Origin of the sequence: Desulfonatronum thiodismutans, assembly GCF_000717475.1 — a bacterium.
In the GTDB taxonomy this organism is placed as follows: Bacteria; Desulfobacterota; Desulfovibrionia; order Desulfovibrionales; family Desulfonatronaceae; genus Desulfonatronum; species Desulfonatronum thiodismutans.
In genome coordinates this window covers 1-21,508 of record NZ_JPIK01000023.1, presented here as the reverse complement: position 1 = coordinate 21,508, position 21,508 = coordinate 1, and the positions used below count along the sequence as shown (strand labels likewise).

Annotated in this window: 22 protein-coding genes and 1 tRNA gene; 12 read left to right on the top strand and 11 right to left on the bottom strand. The window is 59.1% G+C overall.

Annotated elements, in window-relative coordinates; translation table 11 throughout:
- Nucleotides 1-49 precede the first annotated feature (49 nt).
- The 3 genes from GY33_RS0116690 to GY33_RS0116680 all read right to left on the bottom strand — a co-directional run bounded on the left by GY33_RS0116690 (nucleotide 50) and on the right by GY33_RS0116680 (nucleotide 4,014).
- Nucleotides 50-433 (bottom strand): holo-[acyl-carrier-protein] synthase, encoded by a 384-nt coding sequence (locus GY33_RS0116690; protein WP_031388421.1) that lies wholly within the window; start codon nucleotides 431-433, stop codon nucleotides 50-52.
- Between the two features lie 47 nt (nucleotides 434-480).
- Nucleotides 481-1,206 carry a pyridoxine 5'-phosphate synthase gene (locus tag GY33_RS0116685; protein WP_031388420.1) on the bottom strand — a complete coding sequence of 242 codons (726 nt, stop codon included), beginning with the start codon at nucleotides 1,204-1,206 and terminating at the stop codon, nucleotides 481-483.
- Nucleotides 1,207-1,395: 189 nt separating this feature from the next.
- Nucleotides 1,396-4,014 (bottom strand): hypothetical protein, encoded by a 2,619-nt coding sequence (locus GY33_RS0116680; RefSeq protein WP_031388419.1) that lies wholly within the window; start codon nucleotides 4,012-4,014, stop codon nucleotides 1,396-1,398.
- A 235-nt stretch (nucleotides 4,015-4,249) separates the two neighbouring features.
- Between GY33_RS0116680 and GY33_RS0116675 the strand changes: the two genes are divergently transcribed.
- Nucleotides 4,250-4,630, top strand: a complete 381-nt coding sequence (locus GY33_RS0116675) for a molybdenum cofactor biosynthesis protein MoaE (protein WP_031388418.1) — start codon at nucleotides 4,250-4,252, stop codon at nucleotides 4,628-4,630.
- Here the strand turns inward: GY33_RS0116675 and GY33_RS0116670 are convergent.
- From GY33_RS0116670 to GY33_RS0116660, 3 genes are all read right to left on the bottom strand, one after another.
- Nucleotides 4,587-5,438, bottom strand: a complete 852-nt coding sequence (locus GY33_RS0116670) for a glycosyltransferase family 2 protein (RefSeq protein ID WP_031388417.1) — start codon at nucleotides 5,436-5,438, stop codon at nucleotides 4,587-4,589. The genes GY33_RS0116675 and GY33_RS0116670 overlap by 44 nt on opposite strands.
- Nucleotides 5,439-5,544: 106 nt before the next feature.
- Complete coding sequence (locus GY33_RS20050) at nucleotides 5,545-6,474, bottom strand: hypothetical protein (RefSeq protein ID WP_031388416.1); 930 nt, start codon at nucleotides 6,472-6,474, stop codon at nucleotides 5,545-5,547.
- Nucleotides 6,471-7,292, bottom strand: a complete 822-nt coding sequence (locus tag GY33_RS0116660; RefSeq protein ID WP_051822766.1) for a tetratricopeptide repeat protein — start codon at nucleotides 7,290-7,292, stop codon at nucleotides 6,471-6,473. The genes GY33_RS20050 and GY33_RS0116660 overlap by 4 nt, the downstream gene beginning before the upstream one ends.
- Nucleotides 7,293-7,499: 207 nt before the next feature.
- Between GY33_RS0116660 and galE the strand changes: the two genes are divergently transcribed.
- From galE to dapB, 3 genes are read left to right on the top strand one after another with little or no spacing between them, the layout of a single operon-like run.
- Nucleotides 7,500-8,477, top strand: a complete 978-nt coding sequence (galE, locus tag GY33_RS0116655; protein ID WP_031388414.1) for a UDP-glucose 4-epimerase GalE — start codon at nucleotides 7,500-7,502, stop codon at nucleotides 8,475-8,477.
- A 52-nt stretch (nucleotides 8,478-8,529) separates the two neighbouring features.
- Nucleotides 8,530-9,012: a GNAT family N-acetyltransferase gene (locus tag GY33_RS0116650; RefSeq protein ID WP_035272552.1), complete on the top strand. Its 483-nt coding sequence runs from the start codon at nucleotides 8,530-8,532 to the stop codon at nucleotides 9,010-9,012.
- A 32-nt stretch (nucleotides 9,013-9,044) separates the two neighbouring features.
- Nucleotides 9,045-9,839 carry a 4-hydroxy-tetrahydrodipicolinate reductase gene (dapB, locus tag GY33_RS0116645; RefSeq protein WP_031388412.1) on the top strand — a complete coding sequence of 265 codons (795 nt, stop codon included), beginning with the start codon at nucleotides 9,045-9,047 and terminating at the stop codon, nucleotides 9,837-9,839.
- Between the two features lie 19 nt (nucleotides 9,840-9,858).
- Here dapB and GY33_RS0116640 read toward each other — a convergent pair whose 3' ends face one another.
- Nucleotides 9,859-10,455 (bottom strand): D-glycero-alpha-D-manno-heptose-1,7-bisphosphate 7-phosphatase, encoded by a 597-nt coding sequence (locus tag GY33_RS0116640; protein WP_031388411.1) that lies wholly within the window; start codon nucleotides 10,453-10,455, stop codon nucleotides 9,859-9,861.
- Between the two features lie 177 nt (nucleotides 10,456-10,632).
- Between GY33_RS0116640 and GY33_RS0116635 the strand changes: the two genes are divergently transcribed.
- The gene (locus GY33_RS0116635) at nucleotides 10,633-11,685 is read left to right on the top strand and encodes a hemolysin family protein (RefSeq protein ID WP_031388410.1); all 1,053 of its coding nucleotides are present in this window, start codon (nucleotides 10,633-10,635) and stop codon (nucleotides 11,683-11,685) included.
- Here GY33_RS0116635 and GY33_RS0116630 read toward each other — a convergent pair.
- The gene (locus GY33_RS0116630) at nucleotides 11,680-13,281 is read right to left on the bottom strand and encodes a glycosyltransferase family protein (RefSeq protein ID WP_035272551.1); all 1,602 of its coding nucleotides are present in this window, start codon (nucleotides 13,279-13,281) and stop codon (nucleotides 11,680-11,682) included. The two genes, GY33_RS0116635 and GY33_RS0116630, sit on opposite strands and share 6 nt — an antisense overlap.
- Nucleotides 13,282-13,344: 63 nt before the next feature.
- Between GY33_RS0116630 and GY33_RS0116625 the strand changes: the two genes are divergently transcribed.
- From GY33_RS0116625 to thyX, 6 genes are all read left to right on the top strand, one after another.
- The gene (locus tag GY33_RS0116625; protein ID WP_031388408.1) at nucleotides 13,345-13,932 is read left to right on the top strand and encodes an RlmE family RNA methyltransferase; all 588 of its coding nucleotides are present in this window, start codon (nucleotides 13,345-13,347) and stop codon (nucleotides 13,930-13,932) included.
- A gap of 127 nt (nucleotides 13,933-14,059) precedes the next feature.
- Nucleotides 14,060-14,803 carry a YebC/PmpR family DNA-binding transcriptional regulator gene (locus GY33_RS0116620; protein WP_031388407.1) on the top strand — a complete coding sequence of 248 codons (744 nt, stop codon included), beginning with the start codon at nucleotides 14,060-14,062 and terminating at the stop codon, nucleotides 14,801-14,803.
- Between the two features lie 54 nt (nucleotides 14,804-14,857).
- On the top strand, nucleotides 14,858-15,364 hold the full coding sequence (gene ruvC / locus GY33_RS0116615) for a crossover junction endodeoxyribonuclease RuvC (protein ID WP_031388406.1): 507 nt from the start codon (nucleotides 14,858-14,860) through the stop codon (nucleotides 15,362-15,364).
- A 135-nt stretch (nucleotides 15,365-15,499) separates the two neighbouring features.
- A complete protein-coding gene (gene ruvA / locus GY33_RS0116610; RefSeq protein ID WP_031388405.1) occupies nucleotides 15,500-16,105 on the top strand; it encodes a Holliday junction branch migration protein RuvA in 606 nt (201 codons plus the stop codon).
- 100 nt (nucleotides 16,106-16,205) lie between these two features.
- Entirely contained in the window at nucleotides 16,206-17,231 is a 1,026-nt protein-coding gene (gene ruvB, locus GY33_RS0116605) for a Holliday junction branch migration DNA helicase RuvB (RefSeq protein ID WP_167333143.1), read from the top strand.
- A 9-nt stretch (nucleotides 17,232-17,240) separates the two neighbouring features.
- Nucleotides 17,241-17,990, top strand: coding sequence for an FAD-dependent thymidylate synthase (thyX, locus tag GY33_RS0116600; RefSeq protein WP_031388403.1), 750 nt, complete (start codon nucleotides 17,241-17,243; stop codon nucleotides 17,988-17,990).
- A 2-nt stretch (nucleotides 17,991-17,992) separates the two neighbouring features.
- Here thyX and larC read toward each other — a convergent pair whose 3' ends face one another.
- A complete protein-coding gene (gene larC / locus GY33_RS0116595) occupies nucleotides 17,993-19,252 on the bottom strand; it encodes a nickel pincer cofactor biosynthesis protein LarC (protein ID WP_084185280.1) in 1,260 nt (419 codons plus the stop codon).
- A 375-nt stretch (nucleotides 19,253-19,627) separates the two neighbouring features.
- On the opposite strand from larC, the gene GY33_RS0116585 reads away from it, so the two are divergent.
- Nucleotides 19,628-20,305: a CBS and ACT domain-containing protein gene (locus GY33_RS0116585; protein WP_031388400.1), complete on the top strand. Its 678-nt coding sequence runs from the start codon at nucleotides 19,628-19,630 to the stop codon at nucleotides 20,303-20,305.
- Between the two features lie 30 nt (nucleotides 20,306-20,335).
- On the opposite strand, the gene GY33_RS0116580 is transcribed toward GY33_RS0116585, so the two are convergent.
- Complete coding sequence (locus tag GY33_RS0116580; RefSeq protein ID WP_031388399.1) at nucleotides 20,336-21,145, bottom strand: tRNA1(Val) (adenine(37)-N6)-methyltransferase; 810 nt, start codon at nucleotides 21,143-21,145, stop codon at nucleotides 20,336-20,338.
- Between the two features lie 145 nt (nucleotides 21,146-21,290).
- Nucleotides 21,291-21,366: transfer RNA gene (locus GY33_RS0116575), tRNA-Ala, on the bottom strand.
- Nucleotides 21,367-21,508: the final 142 nt, after the last annotated feature.

The window sequence follows — 21,508 nt, the reverse complement described above, 5'->3', positions numbered from 1 at the left end:
GGTTGTGGTTGCGGTTAATTTCCAAAAAAAAAGCTGGCTGGTTACATGGCTAAGGATCATGCTCCAGAATGACCACCGCCGCGGCGGTGTCCCGTCCGTGAGTCAGGCTGAGGTGGACGCGATGCGCCCCGAGCCTGGCGGCGACGTCTTGGGCCGCGCCGAAGAATCGCAGCTCCGGTTGGCCGGAAGAGCGTGAGGAGATTTCGATCTGCTGGAACGTGATGCCGTGACGGAATCCGGTGCCCAGGGCCTTGACCGCAGCTTCCTTGGCCGCGAACCGGGAGGCCAGATAAGGGACCGGCGATCCGACATGGAGCCGGGCCTGCTCGGCTTCCGTGAGCACGCGCCGGGCGAAGGTCTCACCGAAGCGTTCCCATATCCGCTGAATCCGGTCCAGTTCCACCACGTCCAGACCCAGGCCGACTATGGGCATGGAATTCTCCGCGGCCTGTTTTGGAAAGATGGCATGCTTGCGGCTTGTCAGGAAGAAAATGTCCGGATGATATCCGCCATTTCTCGGACCGCTTGGCCCAGACCGACGTGAATGGCTCGGGCCATGATGCTGTGGCCGATGGAGTATTCCTCGATGCCGGGGGTTTGGGCAAAGGGCAGGATGTTCGTGTAGTTCAGGCCGTGACCGAGGTTGACCTTCAGCCCGAAGTCCCGTGCGAGTTGGATGCCGTGAAGGATTTTCTTCAGCTCGGTCTTGCGTTCCTCTCGGCTCGACGCGTCCGCGTAATGGCCGGTATGGATTTCAATGTATTCCGAGCCGATAGCCTTGGCGGCCTGGATCTGTTCCGGATCCGCGTCGATGAACAGGCTGGAGGCGATTCCGGCGGCGTGGATGTCCGCTAGGTAGTCCCGGAGATCCTGCCCCCGGCCGATGAGGTTCAATCCGCCTTCGGTGGTCAACTCTTCCCGTTTTTCCGGGACCAGGCAGACCATGTGCGGGACGGTGGCCAGGGCAATGGCGTGCATTTCGTTCGTAGCGGCCATTTCCAGGTGCAGATTGGTTTGGACGGTTTGCTTGAGCAGGGCCAGGTCCCTGTCCTGGATGTGCCGACGGTCCTCGCGCAGATGGACGATAATCCCGTGAGCTCCGCCCAGTTCGGCCAGATGGGCGGCAGTGACCGGGTCGGGCTCCCGGCCCATCCGGGCTTGGCGCAGGGTGGCGACATGGTCGACGTTGACGACGAGAACGGGCATGGGGCGTGGTCTCCTTTCGGGTGCTTTTTGGACATGAGGCAAGGAAAAAGCGCCGTGTCCAACGGTTGTCGATATGCCAGGGGTATTGCGCTTTAGTCCAAAAGGACATGGTTGGTAAAGTGTCCGTCAAATGGACGCTTTTATTCGAGCGTCGCCTCGTCCTCGCGAGGGAAGGTCGCGGTAAGGCGGTTATTGTCTTCGCTTCTGTTTTGCCTTTGCCAAATATTTCTGTTTCGTCTTCGCATATCGTGCGGTGGTCCAGAGCGCGGCGATGACTCCGCTGATGAGGATCATGAGCATGCTTACGGTGCGCTGGACTTGCCATCGTTGGGTCGTCATCCATTCCGTGGCCCAAATAGAGCCGGATTCCTGGATCGCGTACAACAAGACCGGAACCGCGATAATTGAAGCCAGAAATCCGAACATGGCCAGCCAAAGGAACGTTTTACTCAAAAACAAGAAAAAGAGTGCTCCCTCTCTGAAGATGACCAAATTTCTCATGCGCTTGCCCATCCTGTCCAGGATGTCGCCAGCCTCTTTCATTTCCATCGTGGCTTGCCGAAAGGAACTCCCGCTGCTCAGGTCCGACTTGGCAATGCGCTGAAGAATGCGGCCTGCCTGGTTATAATCGCGGTTGATTTTGCTGATCAGCTTTGGAAAAGGGAAATAGGCGATTTCATCAAAAATGGCGCGAGCCCGTTCAATATTGTTCTGAGCTTCCTTTTTTAAGGAGGCGACGGCTTCCTTGATCTCCCGGTCAGTCTCTCTCTGCAATTTTTCGGTGACTTCGGATAGTTTGGTGAAGGACACATAGTTTTCCACTTGGCTGTTTTTCTGGAGGATCGCGGCACGTTCCTCGGTGTCCTTTCGAAACTGGTTGTCCGGCTCGAGCCACGTCTCCAGCTTCGATCGAAGTTGCTTGAGCGCATCCTGTTCCTTTTCGGCTTTTTGTATGGTCGCCGTCCATGGGCCGGCCAGGGCTGAAAGCAAGAAGGAGCGCCCGCGTTCAAGCTCGTGGTCGAAGAGGATGCGGTTGAAAATGTGCGGCTCCCGGATGATCAGGTCGGCGAAAATCGTCCAGGCTTGATCCAGGAAACCTTTTTTCGTGAGGCAAACCGCTTGACGGTAGCGGGGTTCCAGCCACTTGGAAGAATAGCGAAGGGAGTCTGAGTATGCTTCATGGGCTTGGTCGTAGGTTCCCTGGATCTCAAGCAAACGGGCTTTGATAAACAGCAAATAGCTTTGTTGCAGCGGCGTATAGCACAGATTTTGGGCATTTTTCCAATGTCCCTCGGCCTGGCGTGGATTGCCCGTCTCCAAGGCGATGAACCCCAGTAGGACATGAGGTTGGTAGCTTTTCGACGTTCGCAGGATGGCTTGCTGCATCATGCGTTCGGCCTGGGGATAGTTACGTGAGCGGGTGTTTTCCAAGGCCGACCAGACGTACTCACCCTCAGGCGGTGAGAGTTGTCGCAGTCCGTCCGGCAACTCTTTGCCGCGACTCCGCCAAACCATGCGCATCATCCGGTGCTGAGCTGGGCAATTGATTTCAAAAACTGCTTTGAGAAAAGTATGCTCCGGTCCCTCGGCCAGCAGCAGTTCCGGCATGGCGGCAAGGTTCCCGTTGCCGACGCTTTTATCCAGTTTCTTGGCGGCCTTGGTTAGCTCCTTGATGTCCATGCCCCCGACTTTGTCCCAGACTCCCGGTTCTGTGTTGAAGAGCTGCCGACTGGGGCAGTTTGGTGACTCGTGGGACTTCATGCCGCAATAAAAGCAGGGTGTTTTCTTTCCGGCGGACAGACAAGCGGATGCAGGGAAATCCACCCTGCGTCGATCAGGGGCTTCGCCGTCGGACAGCCCGATCTGGCAAAGAGAATCCAGAGGCAGGTCGCCCGCCGCATCCAAGAACGTGATCGCGAATTCGTCGCGCAGCAAAAGTCCCGTGCTGAGGGGAAGGTGAGGGGTGTCCGGGGCGAGGCGGTCCCAAACGATTGGAATTTTGGTCGGCAGTTCGTCGTTGAAGTTCAGGCCTTGAGATAGGACGGCGCAGTACAGGCAAGGCCAGTAGGCGTCCGGTTCGTCGGATTTGATATGCCCGATGGTCGCCAGGATTTCCCGAATCCAGGAAGAGAGTTGGTTCAGCCCGTCAATTTTGAAAAAGAGCAAGTTGTCTTGATAGATGTAGCGGAGGCCCAAACGATCCAGAATGGTCTTCAGGCGCATGTAAAAATTTTTCCAACGCAGAACGTAGTTTTCGTTTTCCTTGTCCTGCATGGGCCTGATGAAAAAAAACCACCCAAGATCCGCGTCCAGGGAAAACCCGGGGTCTACCGTAATGGCGTGCCAGTTGATGGACGTCATTCCGAACATTGGTGGGCGCTGTTCGACTCCCAGACCAGGGAAGGCGGACACGTGACTGATGACGTCCGGATGGACCCAGACGTCGAAGGACTCCCCTGGAGTGAGCTTTTGCTGCGCGAGTTGGTTAGAGATGCTTAATGAGAGTTCGCTGTTTGATTCTCCCAAGATCAGTTTGGCCGGCAATACCTGGCTCAGAACCGGTTCGGGGTGGACCTGGGTCCAGAGCAGCATCCGCGCCAGGGCTGGAAAAACCTGGGCGTTTTGAAAGTACCACAGGCTTTGATTGGAGCCGATGCTGATCTTGATTCCGCCGAAGCGCGTCAAGGTTTGGTGAGTGGTGCTGCCGGCCTTGTTCCGCCAGAGCACCCAGACGCCGAACCCGGACAGCACTAGACGAGGATTGGTTACTTTGGGCAGACTTTTCAAGATATCGGAAAGCAGATACATGACTTCCTCGTGAGATTCGGCGGTTCTGATTCGGCTATATGTTCAGATGACATAAGCAGCCTGGGCATGCTCGGGATCGAACTCGAAATCGGTCTCTCCGTCAGTCAATGGTGCGCTTGTTTTTCTCGATTTCGATACCGATTTCGATTTCAGAGCCAAAACCTGATACCGCCATTTTGAAGGCAAAACAGAAGGACGGAGCCTTTGTCGTCAACGAAAACCATAAGGATGGAGCATGGATATCAGCAAGACCATCGGGCAATTGAAACAGGAGCCCGGCTTCGTGGACAACGTGGGTATGGTGCTTGTGCATAACGGCACTGTTCGTAGCTGGTCCAGAAAGGACAAGCAACAGGTCACGGCTTTGGAGGTGACGCCGGATCAGGAAAAAATTCAGCAGTTGGTCCGGGAATATTCCGCCAAACCCGGCATTTTTCGAATCGTGGTTGAGGCCAGGTCCGGCTTGTTCCAGCCCGGAGACGACCTGCTGTTCATCATTGTGGCCGGGGATGTTCGCGAACATGTTAAACCTGTTCTTTCAGAGCTTTTAGAGCGGATCAAGGCCGAGGGCGTCACCAAGCGGGAGATCCCTGCAACGGGCCCAGCCACTGCTTGATCCGTTCGGCTTCTTCGGGCTTGTCGTGCTTGAGACAACCGCTGATGTAGACCCTTGCCTTTGCATGGAGTTCCCGGATCGTGGCCGTGCGTTGGGACGAAGACAGGACTTGGGTTTGCAGCAGCTTGACCAGGGCCTGGATCCGGTAGAGGTCCAGACCAATGATTTTTCTGGAAAGTTGGTCCGGGTGGCCGCCAGTCTTGTGCACCAGCCTTTCCGGGCAGAAGCCCACGGGGTGGCGGATCAGGGTTCGTAGCCAGAGATCGTAATCCTCGCAGGCCGGGAGGGTCGGGTCAAAAGACCCAACCTCTTCCCAGAACCGTCGGTCGAACAGCACGCAGGACGGACTGACCAGGCACAGCTTCAGGGCGTCTTCAAAAAACCAGCCTTCGGGCTTGGCATGTTTGGCCCTGGGATTGACCCGATGTCCTCGGCGAATCCAGATTTCGTCGGTCTGGGAAATACGCCACCCTCCGGCTTCATGGTAGGCAAGGTGGGTCGTTAGTTTTTCCGGCAACCACCAGTCATCCGAATCCAGCAGCGCCAGGTATTCGCCCTGGGCCGCGGCCAGCCCCGTGTTGCGGGCCGAGGAAACGCCCTGATTTCGTTCGTGGCGTAGAACCTGCATTCTCGTATCCCGGATTTCGTCTAATACCGATGGGGTCGCGTCCGTGCTTCCGTCATCCACCACCAATACTTCCAATGTCGTCCAGGGGCCATGACGGTCGTGCTGGGCCAGTACGGAACGCGCCGCCCGGAGCACTTGTTCCGGGCGGTTGAAGACCGGAATGACAATGGAAACCAGCATGATGCCTTCACCGGACTCAGCGCGGGCAGGGAGCTGGGTCTTGGTCAGTCAAGTTTTGACCCGAAGGCCGGATGTGAGGGCAGCGCATGGAGTTCGGCGGTTGATCTCAGGTCTCTGCGTCGGCAACCGGTTGCTTCCTGTCGGAGAGGAGGAATCGTGCTTCGATGTGGCCTACGGGAGAGACCAGTTGGACTCTGACGTCCTGTCGGTTTTCCGGGGGGAGGGTCGAGGACAAGTGTGGGGAAGCGGCGACGTCGCCCTTACGCATCCCGGCTTGGGCTATCTGGATGCCTTGTTTTTTCAACAGATGAACGAAGTAGCGTTTGACGATGGTGAAAAAGAGTCTGTTTCGACCCTGACAGCGCAGATCACAATGAACATCCGCTTCGGAGACCGCTAGTTTCGCGGCGATTTTCAGGGCGTTACGTTCGCTGAGGCTGGTGGCCATGGCGACCCGGGTTCCGTCGATGGTTTCCAGCCAGACCAGAAATGACCAGGAGAGATCGGTTAAAGGCGGCCCGTCAAGGACCGCGATAGTCGTGGGAGAGTGGGCGAAGCGCAGAAAAGTTCGGTGCAGGGCCTCGATCCCGGCGACGACCAGCGAAGATTGGGGCAGTGAACGCAACCGCGCCTCGATTCCGCGTTGGCGGCTTTCCTCGTGGAAGTTATACTCTTTCAGCAATCGCCCCAGGTCGGAAGCAGGCAGATGGCCCAGTTCGACTAATGCCTCACCGATAAGGGTGGTGGCCACGATCTGAGAAAAAAGGAGATCGTCCAGTTGTTGCGGGGTCAGGAAATTTTTTCGCAGAGCGATCACGCCGAAGGGCAAGTCCAAGAGCTTTTGCTCCCTGGTCGTTTCCCGGATCTGATCTTCACTCAGGTAACCTCGGGAAAGGGCCAGCTCGCCAAGCAATTGGTTGTGCCGTTCCTGCAAGGCCAGGGCTTCTTGGAGTTGGGCCTCGGTGATGATCCCTGCCTGGAGCAGGTACTGGCCGAAGAAAATGGGATTTGGTTTCGTCGCGGGTGTCTGCGTCATAGAAAATTGTAGGTTTTTGTAGGTTGGGAGGCGTTTGAAGCTTTTGAAGAGGATGAGCCGAGGCGTTTTTCCAGAAACGTCTTGAATTTCCGGGCTTCGACCAAGTGGGGATTCATGGCCAGGGCCTTGTCGACGAATTTCAAGGCCAAGGTCGGGCGATCTTTTTCAAGAAACGTGCGAGCCATATTGAAGATCAGGTTTTCATCCTCGCCGCTGATGATGCTCGCTTTGACGTAGTACTTCAAAGCCTGGGGATACATTTGGTTCTTACGCAGGGAGATACCGAACTGGTTGAACATGTGCTTGTGCCGCGGCTCAAAGGCCGCGTCCAGGCGAACCAGACGACGAAAGACGATGGCCCCTCGCTGGGTGTCGCCTCGGGCCAGATAGGACAGGCCGAGTCCAAACGTGGCCCGGATGTTTTCCTCGTCGATGCGCAGGGCGGTCTTGAACTCCATTTCCGCGCTGAAGGTTTCGTTGTTGCGCAGATGCCGTTCGCCGCGGGCCACGGACTTTTCCACGGCGCGCATCAAGGGGAAGACCTTGGAAAGGTAGACGTCCGGCTCGGGTAGGTAATTTTTGAGCAGATTCTCCCGAGTGATCACCTTGGCCGTTCCCGTGGGAACGAAATGGGCGTTCAGGGCTTGGATGGAAATCGTGCCGTCTTCTTCCTCAACGGCAAAGACGAGAACGTTTTGACTGATTTTCTTTTTGGTGTGCCCAAAACCCACGGTTATGCGGGAGGTGGTCGAAAAAACGCCCTTGATGCGGACGCTTTGAGCAAGAAATTCGGTGGGTGGGGTCGGATGGTGTTGCATTGGTGAAGGAAATAAGAAAAAAGTGGTGACGTGCCGCCTCGCACGAGCATCTTTTTGTAGTTGGCAACAGCGGGGGACGCAAGTGACCAGAGAAGGGAAGTAGGGGCAATTTGATCCTGATGGCCACTAGAGTCGAGGAACTTGTCGGGAACCATGGCGATTTCGATTGGAAAACATCCATACGATACTCAAATATGGAGAAATAAGATGAGCGACACCATTTTGGTGACCGGCGGAGCCGGGTATATCGGCAGCCAGACCTGCAAGGCTCTGGCAGTGGCCGGGTTTCGACCGGTGACTTTGGACAACTTGGTTTACGGCCATGAGTGGGCCGTACGCTGGGGAGAGCTGGTCAAGGGGGACATCCTGGACCGGGCCGCGCTGGATGCATTGTTCGCGGCCCATGCCCCCAAGGCGGTGATCCACTTCGCGGCCTATGCCTATGTGGGCGAGTCCGTGGCCGATCCCCAAAAATATTACCGCAACAACGTCGCCGGGTCGCTCAGCTTGCTGGAGGGCATGCTCCGGCACGGCTGTCGGCGGATCGTCTTTTCCAGTACCTGCGCCACCTACGGCGAGCCGCTGAAGATTCCCATCCCCGAAGCCCATCCCCAGCATCCGGTCAACCCCTATGGCTGGAGCAAGCTGATGATCGAACAAATGCTCCGGGACTTCGACGCGGCCTATGGTCTGCGTCACGTGGCCCTGCGCTACTTCAACGCTGCAGGGGCCGATCCGGACGGGGAACTGGGCGAGGAGCACGATCCGGAGACCCATCTGATCCCGCTGGCGGTGCTCGCGGCCCTGGGCAAGCGCGGGCCGTTGTCCGTTTTTGGCCGGGATTATCCGACCCCGGACGGGACGGCGATCCGGGATTATATCCATGTCGCCGACCTGGCCCGGGCCCATGTGGCCGCATTGCGATTTCTGCTGGACGAGGATCGCAGCGAGGCGTTCAATCTGGGAACCGGCTCGGGGCACAGCGTGCGTCAGGTCGTGGACATGGTCCGGGAAGTGGGCGGACGAGATGTACCGACCCTGGACGCCCCCCGGCGGGCCGGAGACCCTCCGGCCCTGGTGGCCGTTGCGGACAAGGCCCGGGCCGTTCTGGGGTGGGAACCGAGCCTTCCTCAATTGCGGGACATCGTTCAAACGGCCTGGGACTGGCACGCCGGACGACGATGATTGCACGCCGTTCGGGCCTGGAACCGTCCTCCTTTGGGAATGTCGTCACACCATGATCCTGAATCACCGCCCCGTGGCCGAAAGCGACTTTCACGCTATTTGCGCGTTTCCGCGCAACGAGGATGAGCTGTTCTTCGCGTATCCCAAGGCCACGTATCCGCTGACGCCGCCTCAACTGCTGGAGGCCGTCCGGCGACGCTCGGACTCCACGGTGGTGGAGGATGATGAGAACGTCGTCGCGTTCGCCAATTTTTATCGCTGGGAAACGCAAGGATGCTGTTCCATCGGCAATGTCATCGTCTCCCCGACGGCGCGAGGAAAAGGCGTGGGTCGGTACCTCGTTGAGCGAATGATCGACCTTGCTTTCACGAAATACAGGGCAGCCGAGGTGACGGTGTCGTGCTTCAACCGCAACGTAGCCGGACTACTGCTGTATCCTCGGCTGGGGTTTCAGCCCTATGCCGTGGAGGAGCGGAGTGATAAGAGTGATAGCCGGGTAGCGCTGATTCATATGCGATTGCGCAACCCAGGCTGAGCATTATCGAAACAGACAAACAGGAGACGACCATGGGTGCATGTTCCGTTGTGATTATGGGAGCCAACGGCAGGATGGGCGCGACGTTGGCGCGGTTGGCGCGGGAGGATTCGGAACTGACTCTGGCCGGCGTGGTGGAACGTCCGGGACATGAGCAGGGATTGGAGGCGCACGGTTGCGTGCATGGGGACAGCCTGGAGCAGGTGCTGGACGGGCTTGGCGACGCGGTGGTCATCGACTTTACCGCGCCGGAAGCCTCGGTGGTCACGGCCAAGACCGTGGCCAGGACCGGGCATCGGGCCGTGATCGGGACCACGGGCATGACCCGGGAGCAGACCGAGGAACTGCGCGAGGCGGCCAAGGCAGCGCCGGTGCTCTGGGCCCCGAACATGAGCGTGGGCGTGAACGTGCTGCTGCGCGTCCTGCCTCAGCTCGTGGCCTTGCTGGGTCCGGCCTATGACCTGGAGCTGATGGAAATCCATCACAAGGCCAAGAAGGACGCGCCCAGCGGCACCGCGGTCAAGCTGGCCCAGTGTCTGGCCGAGGCCAAAGGCTGGGAGTACGACACGGTCAAGCAGTGCTGCCGGGAGGGCATCATCGGTGCTCGTCCGGCCGAGGAGATCGGCGTGCAGACCTTGCGCGGCGGGGACGTGGTCGGGGATCACACGGTCTATTTCCTGGGACCCGGGGAGCGGATCGAAATCACACACCGCGCCCATTCCCGGGAAACCTTCGCCCAGGGCGCGCTCAGGGCCGCCAAGTGGCTGTCCGGTCAACAGCCCGGCAAGCTCTATTCCATAGCTGACATGCTGGATACGGCGTTGTAGGGCTTGGCATCAAGAAGCGTCAGGTTTTCAGAAGCAGATCCGCCACGGCGCCCAAGTCCGGTGCCAGAATGTCCGGATGGTCGGGAGTTGTCAGCGGGTGCAGGGCCACGGCCTTTGCGAGCGGATTCGGCAGGCCCAGGTTTAAGGCCGTTTGTCGACCATGCCCCGTGAGCACCAGGGCCGCTAATGCCAGGCCCGAGGAACGGGCGAAGCGAATGTCCGCCACCTTGTCGCCGATCATGATGCTCCGGGCCGGGTCGAGACCGTACGCGGCCTGCAGCTCCTCCCACAGGCCGGGCAGGGGCTTGCGGCAGGAGCAGCCGTCGTCCGGCGCGTGGGGGCACATCACGGTAGCCGCGAGTTCCACGCCCTCCTCGCCCAGCAGTTGGAGCAAGCGCCCCTGTACGGCCTCATATTGGGCAAGGGAAAAATAGCCGCGTCCGATGCCGGATTGGTTGGTGACCAGAAAAAGGCGTCGCCCGGAGTCCATCAGGGCGCGCAGGACCGGACCGGCTCCGGGAATGAGTTGGACGCCGTTCGGATCGGCCAGATAGTGACGCTCTTCGATGACCGTGCCGTCGCGGTCCAGAAGGATGTTGTGGATTTGTTCGTGCATGGATTTTCGGTTCTTTGGTTTCGGTGCGTCGGGCTTGGCGCGTTATTCGTGAACGTGTGCCAAAGCCCTATTGGAATGCGGATGTTTCGTTGATCACCCATCAACGATCAACCGTCAATCTTCAACGAGCGAGACGTAAAACGGTGTTTTGCACTCCGCTCCCGTCAGGATGGCGTGATGTTCGAGTTGCTGTTGGTGGTCGGTCTGGCGACCTTGGTTTCCGGGCTGTGCTCGTTGTCCGAGGCCGTGCTCTATTCCGTTCCCTGGAGCCATCTGGAGCAGATGCGCAAGAGCGGAAAAAAGAGCGGCATGCTGCTCTTTGACCTCCGGAATAATGTCGAGCGGCCCATCGCCGCGATCCTGACCCTGAACACCGTGGCCAATACGGCCGGGGCGGCTGTTGCCGGGGCTTTCGCCGCCGCGCTCTTCGGCACGGAGAGCCTGATCTATTTTTCCGCCGTCTTCACGATGATCATCCTGGTCTTCGCCGAGATTCTGCCTAAAACCATAGGCGTGATGTACAATCGGCAAATTGCCGGTTTCCTGGCCCAACCCCTGTGTTTTCTGGTGGTGCTGTTCAGCCCGGTGATCTGGCTGATGGACCGGGTGACTCTGTTGATCGGGCGCAAAAAGGTTGGCCCGGACGCCACGGAAGACGACCTGCGGGCCGTGATCAGTCTGACCCGCAGGGCCGGCGCGATCAAGCCCTATGAGGAAATGTCCATCCGCAACATCCTGACCCTGGACACCAAGATGGTCAAGGACATCATGACTCCGCGCACGGTGATCTTCTCCTTTCCGGCCGAACTGAGCGTGGGCCAGGCCAGAACGTTGAAGACAGTGTGGCCGCACAGTCGCATTCCGGTCTACGAGGACGAGGACCAGGAAGATATCGTGGGAATCGTGTATCGGCGTGAATTACTGGAAGCCCTGGCCAACGACCAGGACGATCTGGTGCTGGGCAGGATGATGAAGCCGGTTCAGTTCGTTTTGGAATCCATTACCCTGGACAAGCTGCTGGTGCGCTTTCTGGAGTCCCGGATGCACCTGTTCATCGTTTTGGATGAATACGGAGGCCTGGCTGGACTGGTGACCCTGGAAGACGTGCTGGAGGAGATCCTGGGCAGCGAAATCGTGGATGAGACCGACCAGGTCGTGGATATGCGCGAGCTGGCCCGGCAGCGACGCAGCCAACTGGTGGCGAAAAAGGCGACGTCCAAAGTGTCATGACGGAAGGAACGCCCGAGCTTCGCGGCTTGTGGCGGCTTCCAGCACCGTGACGATCCGTTGGGCATAGAGGTGTTTTTTCTGGATGTGGTCGCGCCACGCGCTTCCGAGGTCGTTGACAAGGGATGAGTCCTTGTCCAGCCTCTGTATGAGAGCGTTTAGTGACGCCGGAGTTGTGAAAGCAACTTCCTGGGTCAGTTCCGGGTCAAAGATCTCCAAGCCGGGGGTGTGATCCGTGAGCAGGAAGCCTCCCGCGGCCCAGACGTCGAAATTGCGCTGGGTCAGCCCGTGGGGCAGGAGCAGGCTGGTCAGGTTCAGGGTGACGCTGGCTTGGCGATAGATTTGGGCCAGGGGGCCGTAGTAGTCCACTTCCGGACGGACGTCGCTCCCTTTATCAAGCAGGTCGTTCCAGCCCGTGTCTCCGAAAACGGTCAGATTTCCATCCCGGCCCGCTGCCTGAAGATAAGCCGTGCGGCGACGGCGGTTGAATTCTTCGGCGGCGAATCCCACCTTGCGCGCCCCTTGTCCGGGCCATAGGGGCGGGAAGCGCAATTGTTCCCACCACCAGGAAAAGTCAGGGCGCCCGCCCTGGGCCATGAAGGCCGCGGCCCTTGGCTCCAGATTTTCCGGAACCGCGCAACCGGCGAAAAAGCGCTCTTTTCCCGGAAAGGCCGAGCGTCCGACGAACACGACCCTTTGTCGAAGTTCGGACCAGTCCCCCTTTGGGGCTGGAGGGGGGGCCGGATTCAGAAAATGTTGGGCCGCGGCCAGGGGCAAATGAAAAACCTGGGTTGCGCCGTGATCCGTCAGAGGGGAAATGAACCAGTCGTCCGTGACGAACAACCGGCACTGTTTCCAATAGGTCGAGCGTAACCCGGTTAACAGGTGAAACGGGTTGTCCACGCACCAGACGCAGATTTGAGCCCCGGCTTGTCGAAGCATTTCGTGGCTTTGGCCCAGAGGGTCCAAGCCCTGGAAATTGACGCTGAAGAACAGGTCCGGTCGCTGTTCCCGCAATCGTTCCAGGACTTCTCGAGGCGGCATGGATTCCGGAACCGATCGCACGACCAACCCCTGGGAGGTGAAGGCTCGGGTCAGTTCGCGGGCCAACAGCCTGTGCTCGGAAACGGGCAACCAGACAACGTTTTCGTCCTGGGCGGTTGGAGGCGGAAGGCGTCGCAGGGCGATCCGGGCCAGTACCGGGGACCAGAAATCCGGAAAAAGGGTCAGGCCCGGCCCGTAGAACAGGATGGTCCTGGCGATCAGGTCCGGATCGTCCAGGTCTTGGGGGGTGAGGGGCCGCCACCGGGCGGGTAGGGCGGCACGGCGACCGGAGGGCGTCTGGTGTTGCACTTGGCGTTGCAGCTCCGGGCACTCCAGGTAGGCCACGTCGCCTTGATCTCGAAGCAGGTCCACGACAACGTCCGGATCCGGCCCGATGCCCAGCAGGAGAACGCCGGAGTTCGCGGCCTCGTCTCCAGCGTAGAGTATCCGATACTGTTTTGGATCTCCGGGAAGGGATTTGCGGCGTCCGAAGTGGTCCAGAACCTGAACGCGTTGAGGGCGTATTTTTCGGGCTTCCGTCGGTTTGCCGGTCATTGGGGCGCTTGGCTCCGGAGCGGGTTTAAGGTAAACTGCCCGGCGGAAACAGAGGTGGGCAGGATGAAAACGTATCGGGATCATTATTTTCAACGGGCCAAGCAGGACAACTATCCAGCCCGTTCAGTGTACAAGCTCAAGGAAGCGGACAAGCGGTTCAAGCTGCTGCGTCCCGGTCTCAAGGTGCTGGATCTGGGCGCGTCGCCGGGGTCGTGGTCGCTGTACGCCGCCGGGAAAGTCGGCCCCTCGGGCCGTTTGCTGGCCCTGGATCTGAATCCGTTGACCATCGAGCTCCCCGAACAAGCGCTGTTCATGCAGGGCGACGTTTTCGACGAGTCCGGGGACGGCTATCGCCTGATCCTGGAAACAGCCCCGTTCGACGTAGTGCTCAGCGACATGGCCCCCCGCACCACGGGCGTCAAGTTCGCGGACCAGGCCCGCTCCCTGGACCTAGCCAGCCAGGCCCTTGCACTGTGCAAAGCCTGCCTGATAAAGGGCGGCTCGTTTGTGGTCAAGTTCTTCGAAGCCCAGGAAGCCAAGCAATTGTTGGATGAAATGCGGACCGTCTTTTCGCGGGTGCAAGGCTTCAAACCCAAAAGTTCCCGGGCGGAAAGCAAGGAAATGTTCTACATCGCCACCGGGAAGAAATAGGTAGACAGCGAAACGAAACTACGGTCGGTTTGGTGCCGTTTCGTGCTCAAAATTTGTCCATCCTTCCGACAGATCAAGAAATTTTTCGAAATACCATCACAACTCAATCGGTAATCAAGGATACTCTATGGCAGGACACAGCAAGTGGAAAAACATCCAGGCCCGTAAATCCGTTCAGGACAAAAAACGGGGCAAGGTCTTCACCAAGGTGACCAAGGAAATCATGCTCGCGGCCAGGCAGGGCGGCGGAGACCCGGACATCAACGCCCGGTTGCGCACGGCCATCGCCGCGGCCAAGGCCGTGAATCTGCCCAAGGACAAGATCGACACGGCCATGAAAAAAGGGACCGGCGAACTGGGCGGCGAGGCCCTGGACGAGATTACCTATGAGGGCTACGGGCCGGGCGGGGTGGCCATTCTCGTGGACGCGGCCACGGACAACCGCAACCGGACCGTGGCGGACGTTCGACATATCTTTTCCAAGAACGGCGGGAACCTGGGCGAATCCGGCTGCGTGGGCTGGATGTTCGACAAGAAGGGCCTATTCACTTTCAACCGGGCCGACCATACCGACGAGCAACTCCTGGAGATCGGCTTGGAAGCCGGGGTGGAGGATATCCGCGAAGAGGGCGACGTCTGGGAGGTCAGCACGTCTCAGGAGCATTTCCTGGCCGTGCAGGAGGCTTTCGCCGCGGCCGGACTGACCCCGCTCAGCGAGGAAGTGACCATGGTTCCCCAGAATCTGGTTCCGGTGGACGTGGAGACAGGGCGCAAGATTGTCCGGTTGATGGATGCCCTGGAAGACTATGACGACGTCCAGAACGTGTACGTCAACTGCGACTTTCCGGAAGAATTGATGCAGGATGAGTAATCGTCCGGGGGCGGCTCCCGTGCCAATGCTCGTACCTGGGTCAGGGAGAAAGGGTTGATCGTCCTGGGGATCGACCCCGGTTCGCGAATCACCGGATACGGGCTGATCAACGAGGTTTCCGGCCGCCTGTCCCTGATCGACGCCGGGACCATCCGAACCACCACGGATGCCGAAATGGACGTCCGACTTGGCCAGATTTTTTTTCGACTCGTGGAAATCATTTCCCAGCACCGGCCCGCCGACAGCGCCATTGAAAACGTGTTTCAGGCCCGCAACCCCTCTTCCGCGCTGAAGCTCGGTCAGGCACGGGGCGTGGCCATCGCCGCCTGCGCCCAGGGACGGGTTCCGGTGTTCAGCTACGAGCCGACCATGATCAAGAAGAGCATCGTGGGCGTGGGCCGGGCGGAAAAATCCCAGGTGGCCTTCATGGTGGCGCGGCTTTTAGGAGTGTCCAAACCGGACTGGGCCGTGGACGCCAGCGACGCCCTGGCCGTGGCTATCTGTCACGTCAACCAGCAACGCTTTTTGCGTCTGGCCGATGGGAGCCGGAATCATGGCTGAACGCCAAACCCGTCATCCCAGCGAAGGCGGGTATCCGGAGCATGCTCGCTTGGTCGTTGAACAAAAACAAGGTTGCTGCCTTTTTTGGCGATTTCCTCGCCGAGCTTCCCCTCTTCTCACCCGTTCGAGGTACGCGTGATCGGATACCTGCAAGGCCGGATTCTGCAAAAAACTCCCAAGGGCTGCATTTTGGTCACCTCCGGAGGGGTGGGGTACGCCCTGGTTTTGCCGGTGCGGGAAATACAGAATCTCCCCGCCCCCGGAGACGAGGCCGCCTATTTCGTCTATACGCTGGTCCGTGAGGACGCCTTGGAACTGTACGGCTTCGCGACCTGGGAAGAGCGGGCCGCCTTTGAGGTCATGCTGAGCATTTCCAAGCTGGGTCCGAAAACCGCCCTGGCGATTCTTTCCCACTTCGATCTGTCCTCCTTGCGGGAAACCGTGGCCAAGCAGGACGGCTACTCTCTGGCCAAGGTGCCGGGGATCGGCCAGAAAACCGCCCAGCGCATCCTTTTGGAGCTGCAAGACAAACTGAAGATCCTGCCCGCGGCCCCGCGCCAAGCCGAAGCGGCCTCCGGCCCATCCTGGGTCCGGGGCGACATCTTGGCCGGGCTGGTCAACCTCGGGTACTCCGAGGCCGAGATCGCGCCGCTGGTGGACGCGGCCTTGCGGGACGAACCAGACTTGGCTCCCGGCGAGGTGATTCGGGTTGTGCTGAAGGGAATGGCGTCCAAAAAATGAATTCGAGATCAACCCGACACAACGGTGACGGCTCCCGGACCGGTTTGCGATGGTTTCGGGGCGACTATGGAGAGGCGCGGCAGGCGCGCAAAGAAGCTCTATGACCCAGGCTCAAGCGTTGTCCCAAACATTGCCCGTGGAAGAGACCATCCGTCCAAAGCGACTGGATGACTTTATTGGTCAGGATGATCTGCGGGCCAATCTGCGGGTTTTTCTGCAAGCGGCCCGTGATCGCGGCCAAGCCTTGGACCATACCTTGTTTTACGGTCCTCCAGGGCTGGGTAAGACCACCCTGGCCCAGATCATGGCCAACGAGCTGGGCGTGAATCTCGTGACCACATCCGGTCCGGTTCTGGAGCGCAGTGGAGACTTGGCCGCCATCGTAACCAACCTGGGGCGTCAGGATCTGCTGTTCATCGATGAAATTCACCGGATGCCGGCCAGCGTGGAGGAGATTCTCTATCCGGCCATGGAGGATTTCAAGCTGGATCTGATCATCGGTCAGGGGCCGGGCGCGCGTACCGTGAAGATCGATCTGGAACCCTTCACCCTGGTCGGGGCCACGACCCGCCTCGGCCTGCTGACCTCTCCGCTGCGGGATCGCTTCGGCGTGATTTCCCGGCTGAATTTTTACAACGAGGCGGAGTTGGCGACCATCATCCGGCGGGCCGCGGCCCTGCTGTCCGCGACGATCACCGACGACGGCGCATTGGAGATCGGCCGTCGCGCCCGAGGCACGCCGCGGATCGCGAACCGCCTGTTGCGCCGGGTTTGGGATTTCGCCTCGGTGCAGGGCGGCATACAAATCGACGCTCGACTGGCCCAGGAGGCCCTGGGCCGGATGGACGTGGACGCCCACGGCCTGGATCAGATGGACCGGCGCATTCTCAGCGCTCTGATCAAGCAGTTCCAGGGCGGTCCGGTGGGGGTCAAGACCCTGGCCGTGGCCTGCTCCGAAGAGGTTCGGACCATCGAGGACATCTACGAGCCGTACCTGATCCAATGCGGGTTCATCAAACGCACGGCCCGCGGCCGCGTAGCCACGGCCCAAGCCTTCGCCCACCTCAAGGAACGCGTCCCTCAAGCCTTCGCCGCTCGGGAGCAGGGAACGCTGGATTTTGAATAAAGGAAATTCATGTCTCAAGCCCGACTCAATGTTCGCCTTCTGGCCATGACTCCCGACGCTTTGTCCGTGATCTACGCCGCGTTTCGGCAGTGTTACAGCCCTGGATACGTGGGCGATCTCTGGCCGAGGCTGGTGGGAGGGGAGGTGGACCCGGCGGAGCAGGCCCGTTTCGTCGCGGACGTGATGGAGTCCGGCCATCACAGCCCGGTGGAGCACGTCAGCTTCACCTTTGCCGTGGAAGGGGTTTCCCGGGCCTTGACGCATCAACTGGTGCGTCATCGGCTGGCCTCCTATTCCCAGCAAAGCCAGCGCTACGTGAACGAGAGCGGGTTTGAGTACGTGCTGCCGCCCCAGATCGCCAAGATTCCGGAAGCCAGGGAACTGTTCGAGGAATTCATGGCCCGGACCGCCCAGACCTACGGGCGCTTGCGGGAACTGCTCCAGGCCCATGGTCGCAAGGGGGCCAAGGCCAACGAGGATGCCCGGTTCGTTCTGCCCCAGGCCGCGGAGAGCAAGATCATCCTGACCATGAACTGCCGCAGCCTGCTGCACTTCTTCGCCCTGCGCTGCTGCGAGCGCGCTCAGTGGGAAATTCGGGCCATGGCCAAGGAAATGCTGGTTATTTGCCAAGAGCAGTTGCCGGTCGTGTTCCAGCACGCCGGGGCACGTTGCGTCGGCCTGGGGTACTGTCCCGAAGGGGAGCGCTTTACCTGCGGCCGCTATCCGTTGCAGCCGAAGCCGTCGCAATCCGGAAAATAATCTTACTCCCCTCGTTCGTCGCCTTCATTCCGGCCGTCTTTTACTTCAAGAGTTTTTTTCGCGCATTGCTGATCCGGGGCGTTGCACGGCTCCAGCAGGTAGCGCAACTGGGCCACGGATCGTCCCGTCCGCTGGGCCAGTTCCTGGAGAGCCTCGAATTCCGGACGTTCGTATCGCCGGCCTTCTATTTCCGCTTGTTTAATCGGCAACTCGCCCAGGGACGTCTCGGCCACGGTCTCCCGTCGGGGCAGGACGACTCGTTCCATGCGTTGGCGACGTACGCCCAGGGTTAGTGTCTGCCGAAAAACGGCCTGCTGCACGGCGGCTGCGTGTTCTGGTCGGCAGAGCACCTGAAGCTGACCGCCCGGACGGTTTTTCTTCATCATTCCCGGAAGAAACAGAACATCCAGCGCCCCGGCCTGGAACAACGCCTCGAAACAGCCCCCCAATTCCTCTCCGGTCAGATGGTCGATGTTCGTGGAGAACTGGACGATCTCTTCCGTGCGCTCCAATCCCGCGTTCGGCAATCCTTTCTCATTGCCTGAAAGGGAAGGGGAGTAGAGCAGGCAGCGCAAAGCGTTGGGCTGGGCGGGCAAGTCCATGGTGCCGAGCCCGATGCCGCATTGCAGCAACGTGCCCTGAGGTCCGGGACGAAATTCGTCCGCCAATTGGTCCACGAGCAGGGCCCCGGTGGGGGTGATCAATTCCACTGCGTGGTCCGTGCTGAAAACGGGTTTGCCGTGGAGCAGTTCCACCACCGCCGGGGCGGGCAAAGGCAGGAGACCGTGGGCACAGCGCACCTGGCCTCGAAACCAGGGCAGCGGTCCGGCATGCACGGTGTTTATTCCCAACTCGTGGAGCCCCCAGAAAGCCCCGACCACGTCCACCACGGTGTCCACGGCGCCGACTTCATGAAAGTGGATGTCCGACGGGTCGACGCCGTGAACCTTGGCTTCCACCTCGGCCAGCCGCTCGAAGGCCCGCCTGGTGCGTCGGCCCACATCCGGAACCAGGGGCAAACCGTCCAAAAGTTCCAGAATTTCCGGAAGACGGCGTAAAGGCTGTGCGGTACTCGACCGTACTTCCAATCGTTTCCCGGCAAGTCCGCACCTAACATCTTGCACCGTGCGCAGGTCCACATCCATTCCGGCCTGGTGAAAAAGCCGTTCCAGGGCAACGATGTCCAATCCAAGATCAATCAAGCCGGCGAGCAGCATATCGCCGCTGATCCCGCTGGGGCAGTCCAAATACAGTGCTTTCATGGTTTCCTTTCACAGGCTGAACTGATATGTCGTTTCATGTGGTTGATGTCGGTCTTTCGCCATGAGCCGGGCGCGTCGAGCGGTTCGCGTCGCGACGACGACCCGGCGATCCGGGCTATAACTGAGTGTTGTTTTTTTTGTCGGCAGTCCGTTCAAAAACCCCAAGTACAAGGAGCATAAAAAGCTACCGGACACGTCCTGTGTCCGGCCCTCACGGGCTGTGGCTTCGCCACATTTTCGATTTGCCGTCCTGGCAATCGAATCAAGGTCGAAGCGTATTTGTGATGCGTGAGAGTTTGAATTTTTTGCTGCGACGCAGCAATTTGGAGTTTTTCAACGGCTGTCAATGTCTCATCTTCCAAGGAGGAACCATCAATGCTGATCAGTGATTGGATGACCAGGGAGGTCATTTCCGTGGAACCGGACGTCTCCATGATGAAGGTTTCCAAGATCATGAAGGAAAAGCGCATCCGTCGCCTTCCCGTGGTGGATGCCGACAAGAAATTGCTTGGCATCGTCACGGACCGGGATATCAAGGAAGCCTCGCCATCCAAGGCCACCACCCTTGACATCCACGAGCTCTACTATCTCCTTTCGGAGATCAAGGTCAAAGATATCATGACCAAAAAGCCCTTCACCGTCTTGCCGGAGGACACCATCGAACGAGCGGCCCTGGTCATGATGGAAAAGCGGGTCGGCGGCCTGCCCGTGGTCGACGCTCAGGGCAAGATTGCCGGGATCATCACGGAGAGTGACATTTTCAAAGTACTGATCGCCATAACCGGTGCGCATTTCGGCGGCGTTCTACTGGCCTTCAAGCTTCCCAACACCGAGGGCAGTCTCAAGGAAGTGCTTGAAGTTTTGCGTCACGAGCAAGCCCGGATCATCAGCATCCTGACCTCCTACGGCCAGCAGGAGGAAGAAGGTTATCGGCAGGTGTATGTTCGGATTCAAGATCTGGAAAAGAACGTCCTGGACGCCTTATTGGAAAAATTGAAAAAGCAATTCGACTTGCTGTACTGGGCGAGAGAGCATTTGCATCCAGTAAAATAAAGGGTGCCGAGATCACGGAACATCTGACGGCTATTGAGCCGGACGAGAGCTGTTGCAGAGCAAGAAAGGGCAAAACGCCAACGCATCGTCGGTGGTTTGATGGACAACGTCTCCAGCGGGAGAGCATTCACGCCGATACAAAATCAAGGGGGGCTCGACGGTCAAACCGGGCTTGCCTCCTTTTCTGGCTTCCAGCAAAAGCAAGGAAGCCGGTTTGTCTTGGTGGGGATGGACCAGACGCAGACGTTTCGGCGCAAGCTTGGCATCCGCGAGATGGTTGAAGAGCCGTGGGAGGTGTTCCGGCAGGTGGACCAGGTAGAGCCGCCCCTTGGTCGTCAAAGCCCGTGACGCCGCTTCAAGGAAAGCCTCGGTGCGCGTTTCGGTTTCAAACATCGCGGATAGCTTTGCCGGGTTGGAGGGCATGCGTCCATGGCCGGTCGGCCGATACGGAGGATTGCAGAGCGCCGCGTCAAAGCCGCCTGGGCGGAATCCCGGTATTTCGTTCGTGGCCGCGACATTGCCCAACACCGGGGTGAAGTGGGCCGGAAAATCGAGTTTTTCGGTGTTGGCTTGGGCCGAGGCGACCATCTCCGGGTTGTTGTCCACCCCGAGGATATGAAACGACTCCCCGGTGGAACGATCTTTCTGGCCAATAAGAAGCAGGCCCAGGCTGATCACGCCGCATCCGGTCCCCAGATCAATGACGTTCCGATGTTGGCGACCAGCCGCGAAACAGGCCAGCAAAAGGGCGTCGATGGAAAAACGAAAGCCTTGCTCCGGCTGGACCATTCCTCGTGGAAAGGAGCGGCGATGCGGATTGGTGTCGGCTTGGAAGCTCATGGAGCCTTGATTGCTTTGCCTACGGAATCGTAATGGGCGGTTTTGTCGGATCGGTATTCAAGAAACACGGAAATGTCAGGAACAGCTTGTGTGGGCGTGCATCAAAAAAGGGCAGAGAAGATAGCTCCTCTGCCCCTTGAAATTCTGGTGGAGACGGGGGGATTCGAACCCCCGGCCTCTGCCTTGCGAAGGCAGCGCTCTCCCAACTGAGCCACGCCCCCTATCCGATAAAGAAGAGTGAACTCCTATCAATTGGCCTGAGATTGGTCAAGTTTCTTCAACTCAGCTAGCGACAAATCCCTTGTCTTCTAGCGTTTCGATATGTCATTGTTTCATTATAATTTACTCAACTTTCGGGGTTGC

Coding starts and splice junctions, on each gene's coding strand:
- GY33_RS0116690 (WP_031388421.1), bottom strand. CDS start 433: ATGCCCATAGTCGGCCTGGGTCTGGACGTGGTGGAACTGGACCGGATT.
- GY33_RS0116685 (WP_031388420.1), bottom strand. CDS start 1,206: ATGCCCGTTCTCGTCGTCAACGTCGACCATGTCGCCACCCTGCGCCAA.
- GY33_RS0116680 (WP_031388419.1), bottom strand. CDS start 4,014: ATGTATCTGCTTTCCGATATCTTGAAAAGTCTGCCCAAAGTAACCAAT.
- GY33_RS0116675 (WP_031388418.1), top strand. CDS start 4,250: ATGGATATCAGCAAGACCATCGGGCAATTGAAACAGGAGCCCGGCTTC.
- GY33_RS0116670 (WP_031388417.1), bottom strand. CDS start 5,438: ATGCTGGTTTCCATTGTCATTCCGGTCTTCAACCGCCCGGAACAAGTG.
- GY33_RS20050 (WP_031388416.1), bottom strand. CDS start 6,474: ATGACGCAGACACCCGCGACGAAACCAAATCCCATTTTCTTCGGCCAG.
- GY33_RS0116660 (WP_051822766.1), bottom strand. CDS start 7,292: ATGCAACACCATCCGACCCCACCCACCGAATTTCTTGCTCAAAGCGTC.
- galE (WP_031388414.1), top strand. CDS start 7,500: ATGAGCGACACCATTTTGGTGACCGGCGGAGCCGGGTATATCGGCAGC.
- GY33_RS0116650 (WP_035272552.1), top strand. CDS start 8,530: ATGATCCTGAATCACCGCCCCGTGGCCGAAAGCGACTTTCACGCTATT.
- dapB (WP_031388412.1), top strand. CDS start 9,045: ATGGGTGCATGTTCCGTTGTGATTATGGGAGCCAACGGCAGGATGGGC.
- GY33_RS0116640 (WP_031388411.1), bottom strand. CDS start 10,455: ATGCACGAACAAATCCACAACATCCTTCTGGACCGCGACGGCACGGTC.
- GY33_RS0116635 (WP_031388410.1), top strand. CDS start 10,633: ATGTTCGAGTTGCTGTTGGTGGTCGGTCTGGCGACCTTGGTTTCCGGG.
- GY33_RS0116630 (WP_035272551.1), bottom strand. CDS start 13,281: ATGACCGGCAAACCGACGGAAGCCCGAAAAATACGCCCTCAACGCGTT.
- GY33_RS0116625 (WP_031388408.1), top strand. CDS start 13,345: ATGAAAACGTATCGGGATCATTATTTTCAACGGGCCAAGCAGGACAAC.
- GY33_RS0116620 (WP_031388407.1), top strand. CDS start 14,060: ATGGCAGGACACAGCAAGTGGAAAAACATCCAGGCCCGTAAATCCGTT.
- ruvB (WP_167333143.1), top strand. CDS start 16,206: ATGACCCAGGCTCAAGCGTTGTCCCAAACATTGCCCGTGGAAGAGACC.
- thyX (WP_031388403.1), top strand. CDS start 17,241: ATGTCTCAAGCCCGACTCAATGTTCGCCTTCTGGCCATGACTCCCGAC.
- larC (WP_084185280.1), bottom strand. CDS start 19,252: ATGAAAGCACTGTATTTGGACTGCCCCAGCGGGATCAGCGGCGATATG.
- GY33_RS0116585 (WP_031388400.1), top strand. CDS start 19,628: ATGCTGATCAGTGATTGGATGACCAGGGAGGTCATTTCCGTGGAACCG.
- GY33_RS0116580 (WP_031388399.1), bottom strand. CDS start 21,145: ATGAGCTTCCAAGCCGACACCAATCCGCATCGCCGCTCCTTTCCACGA.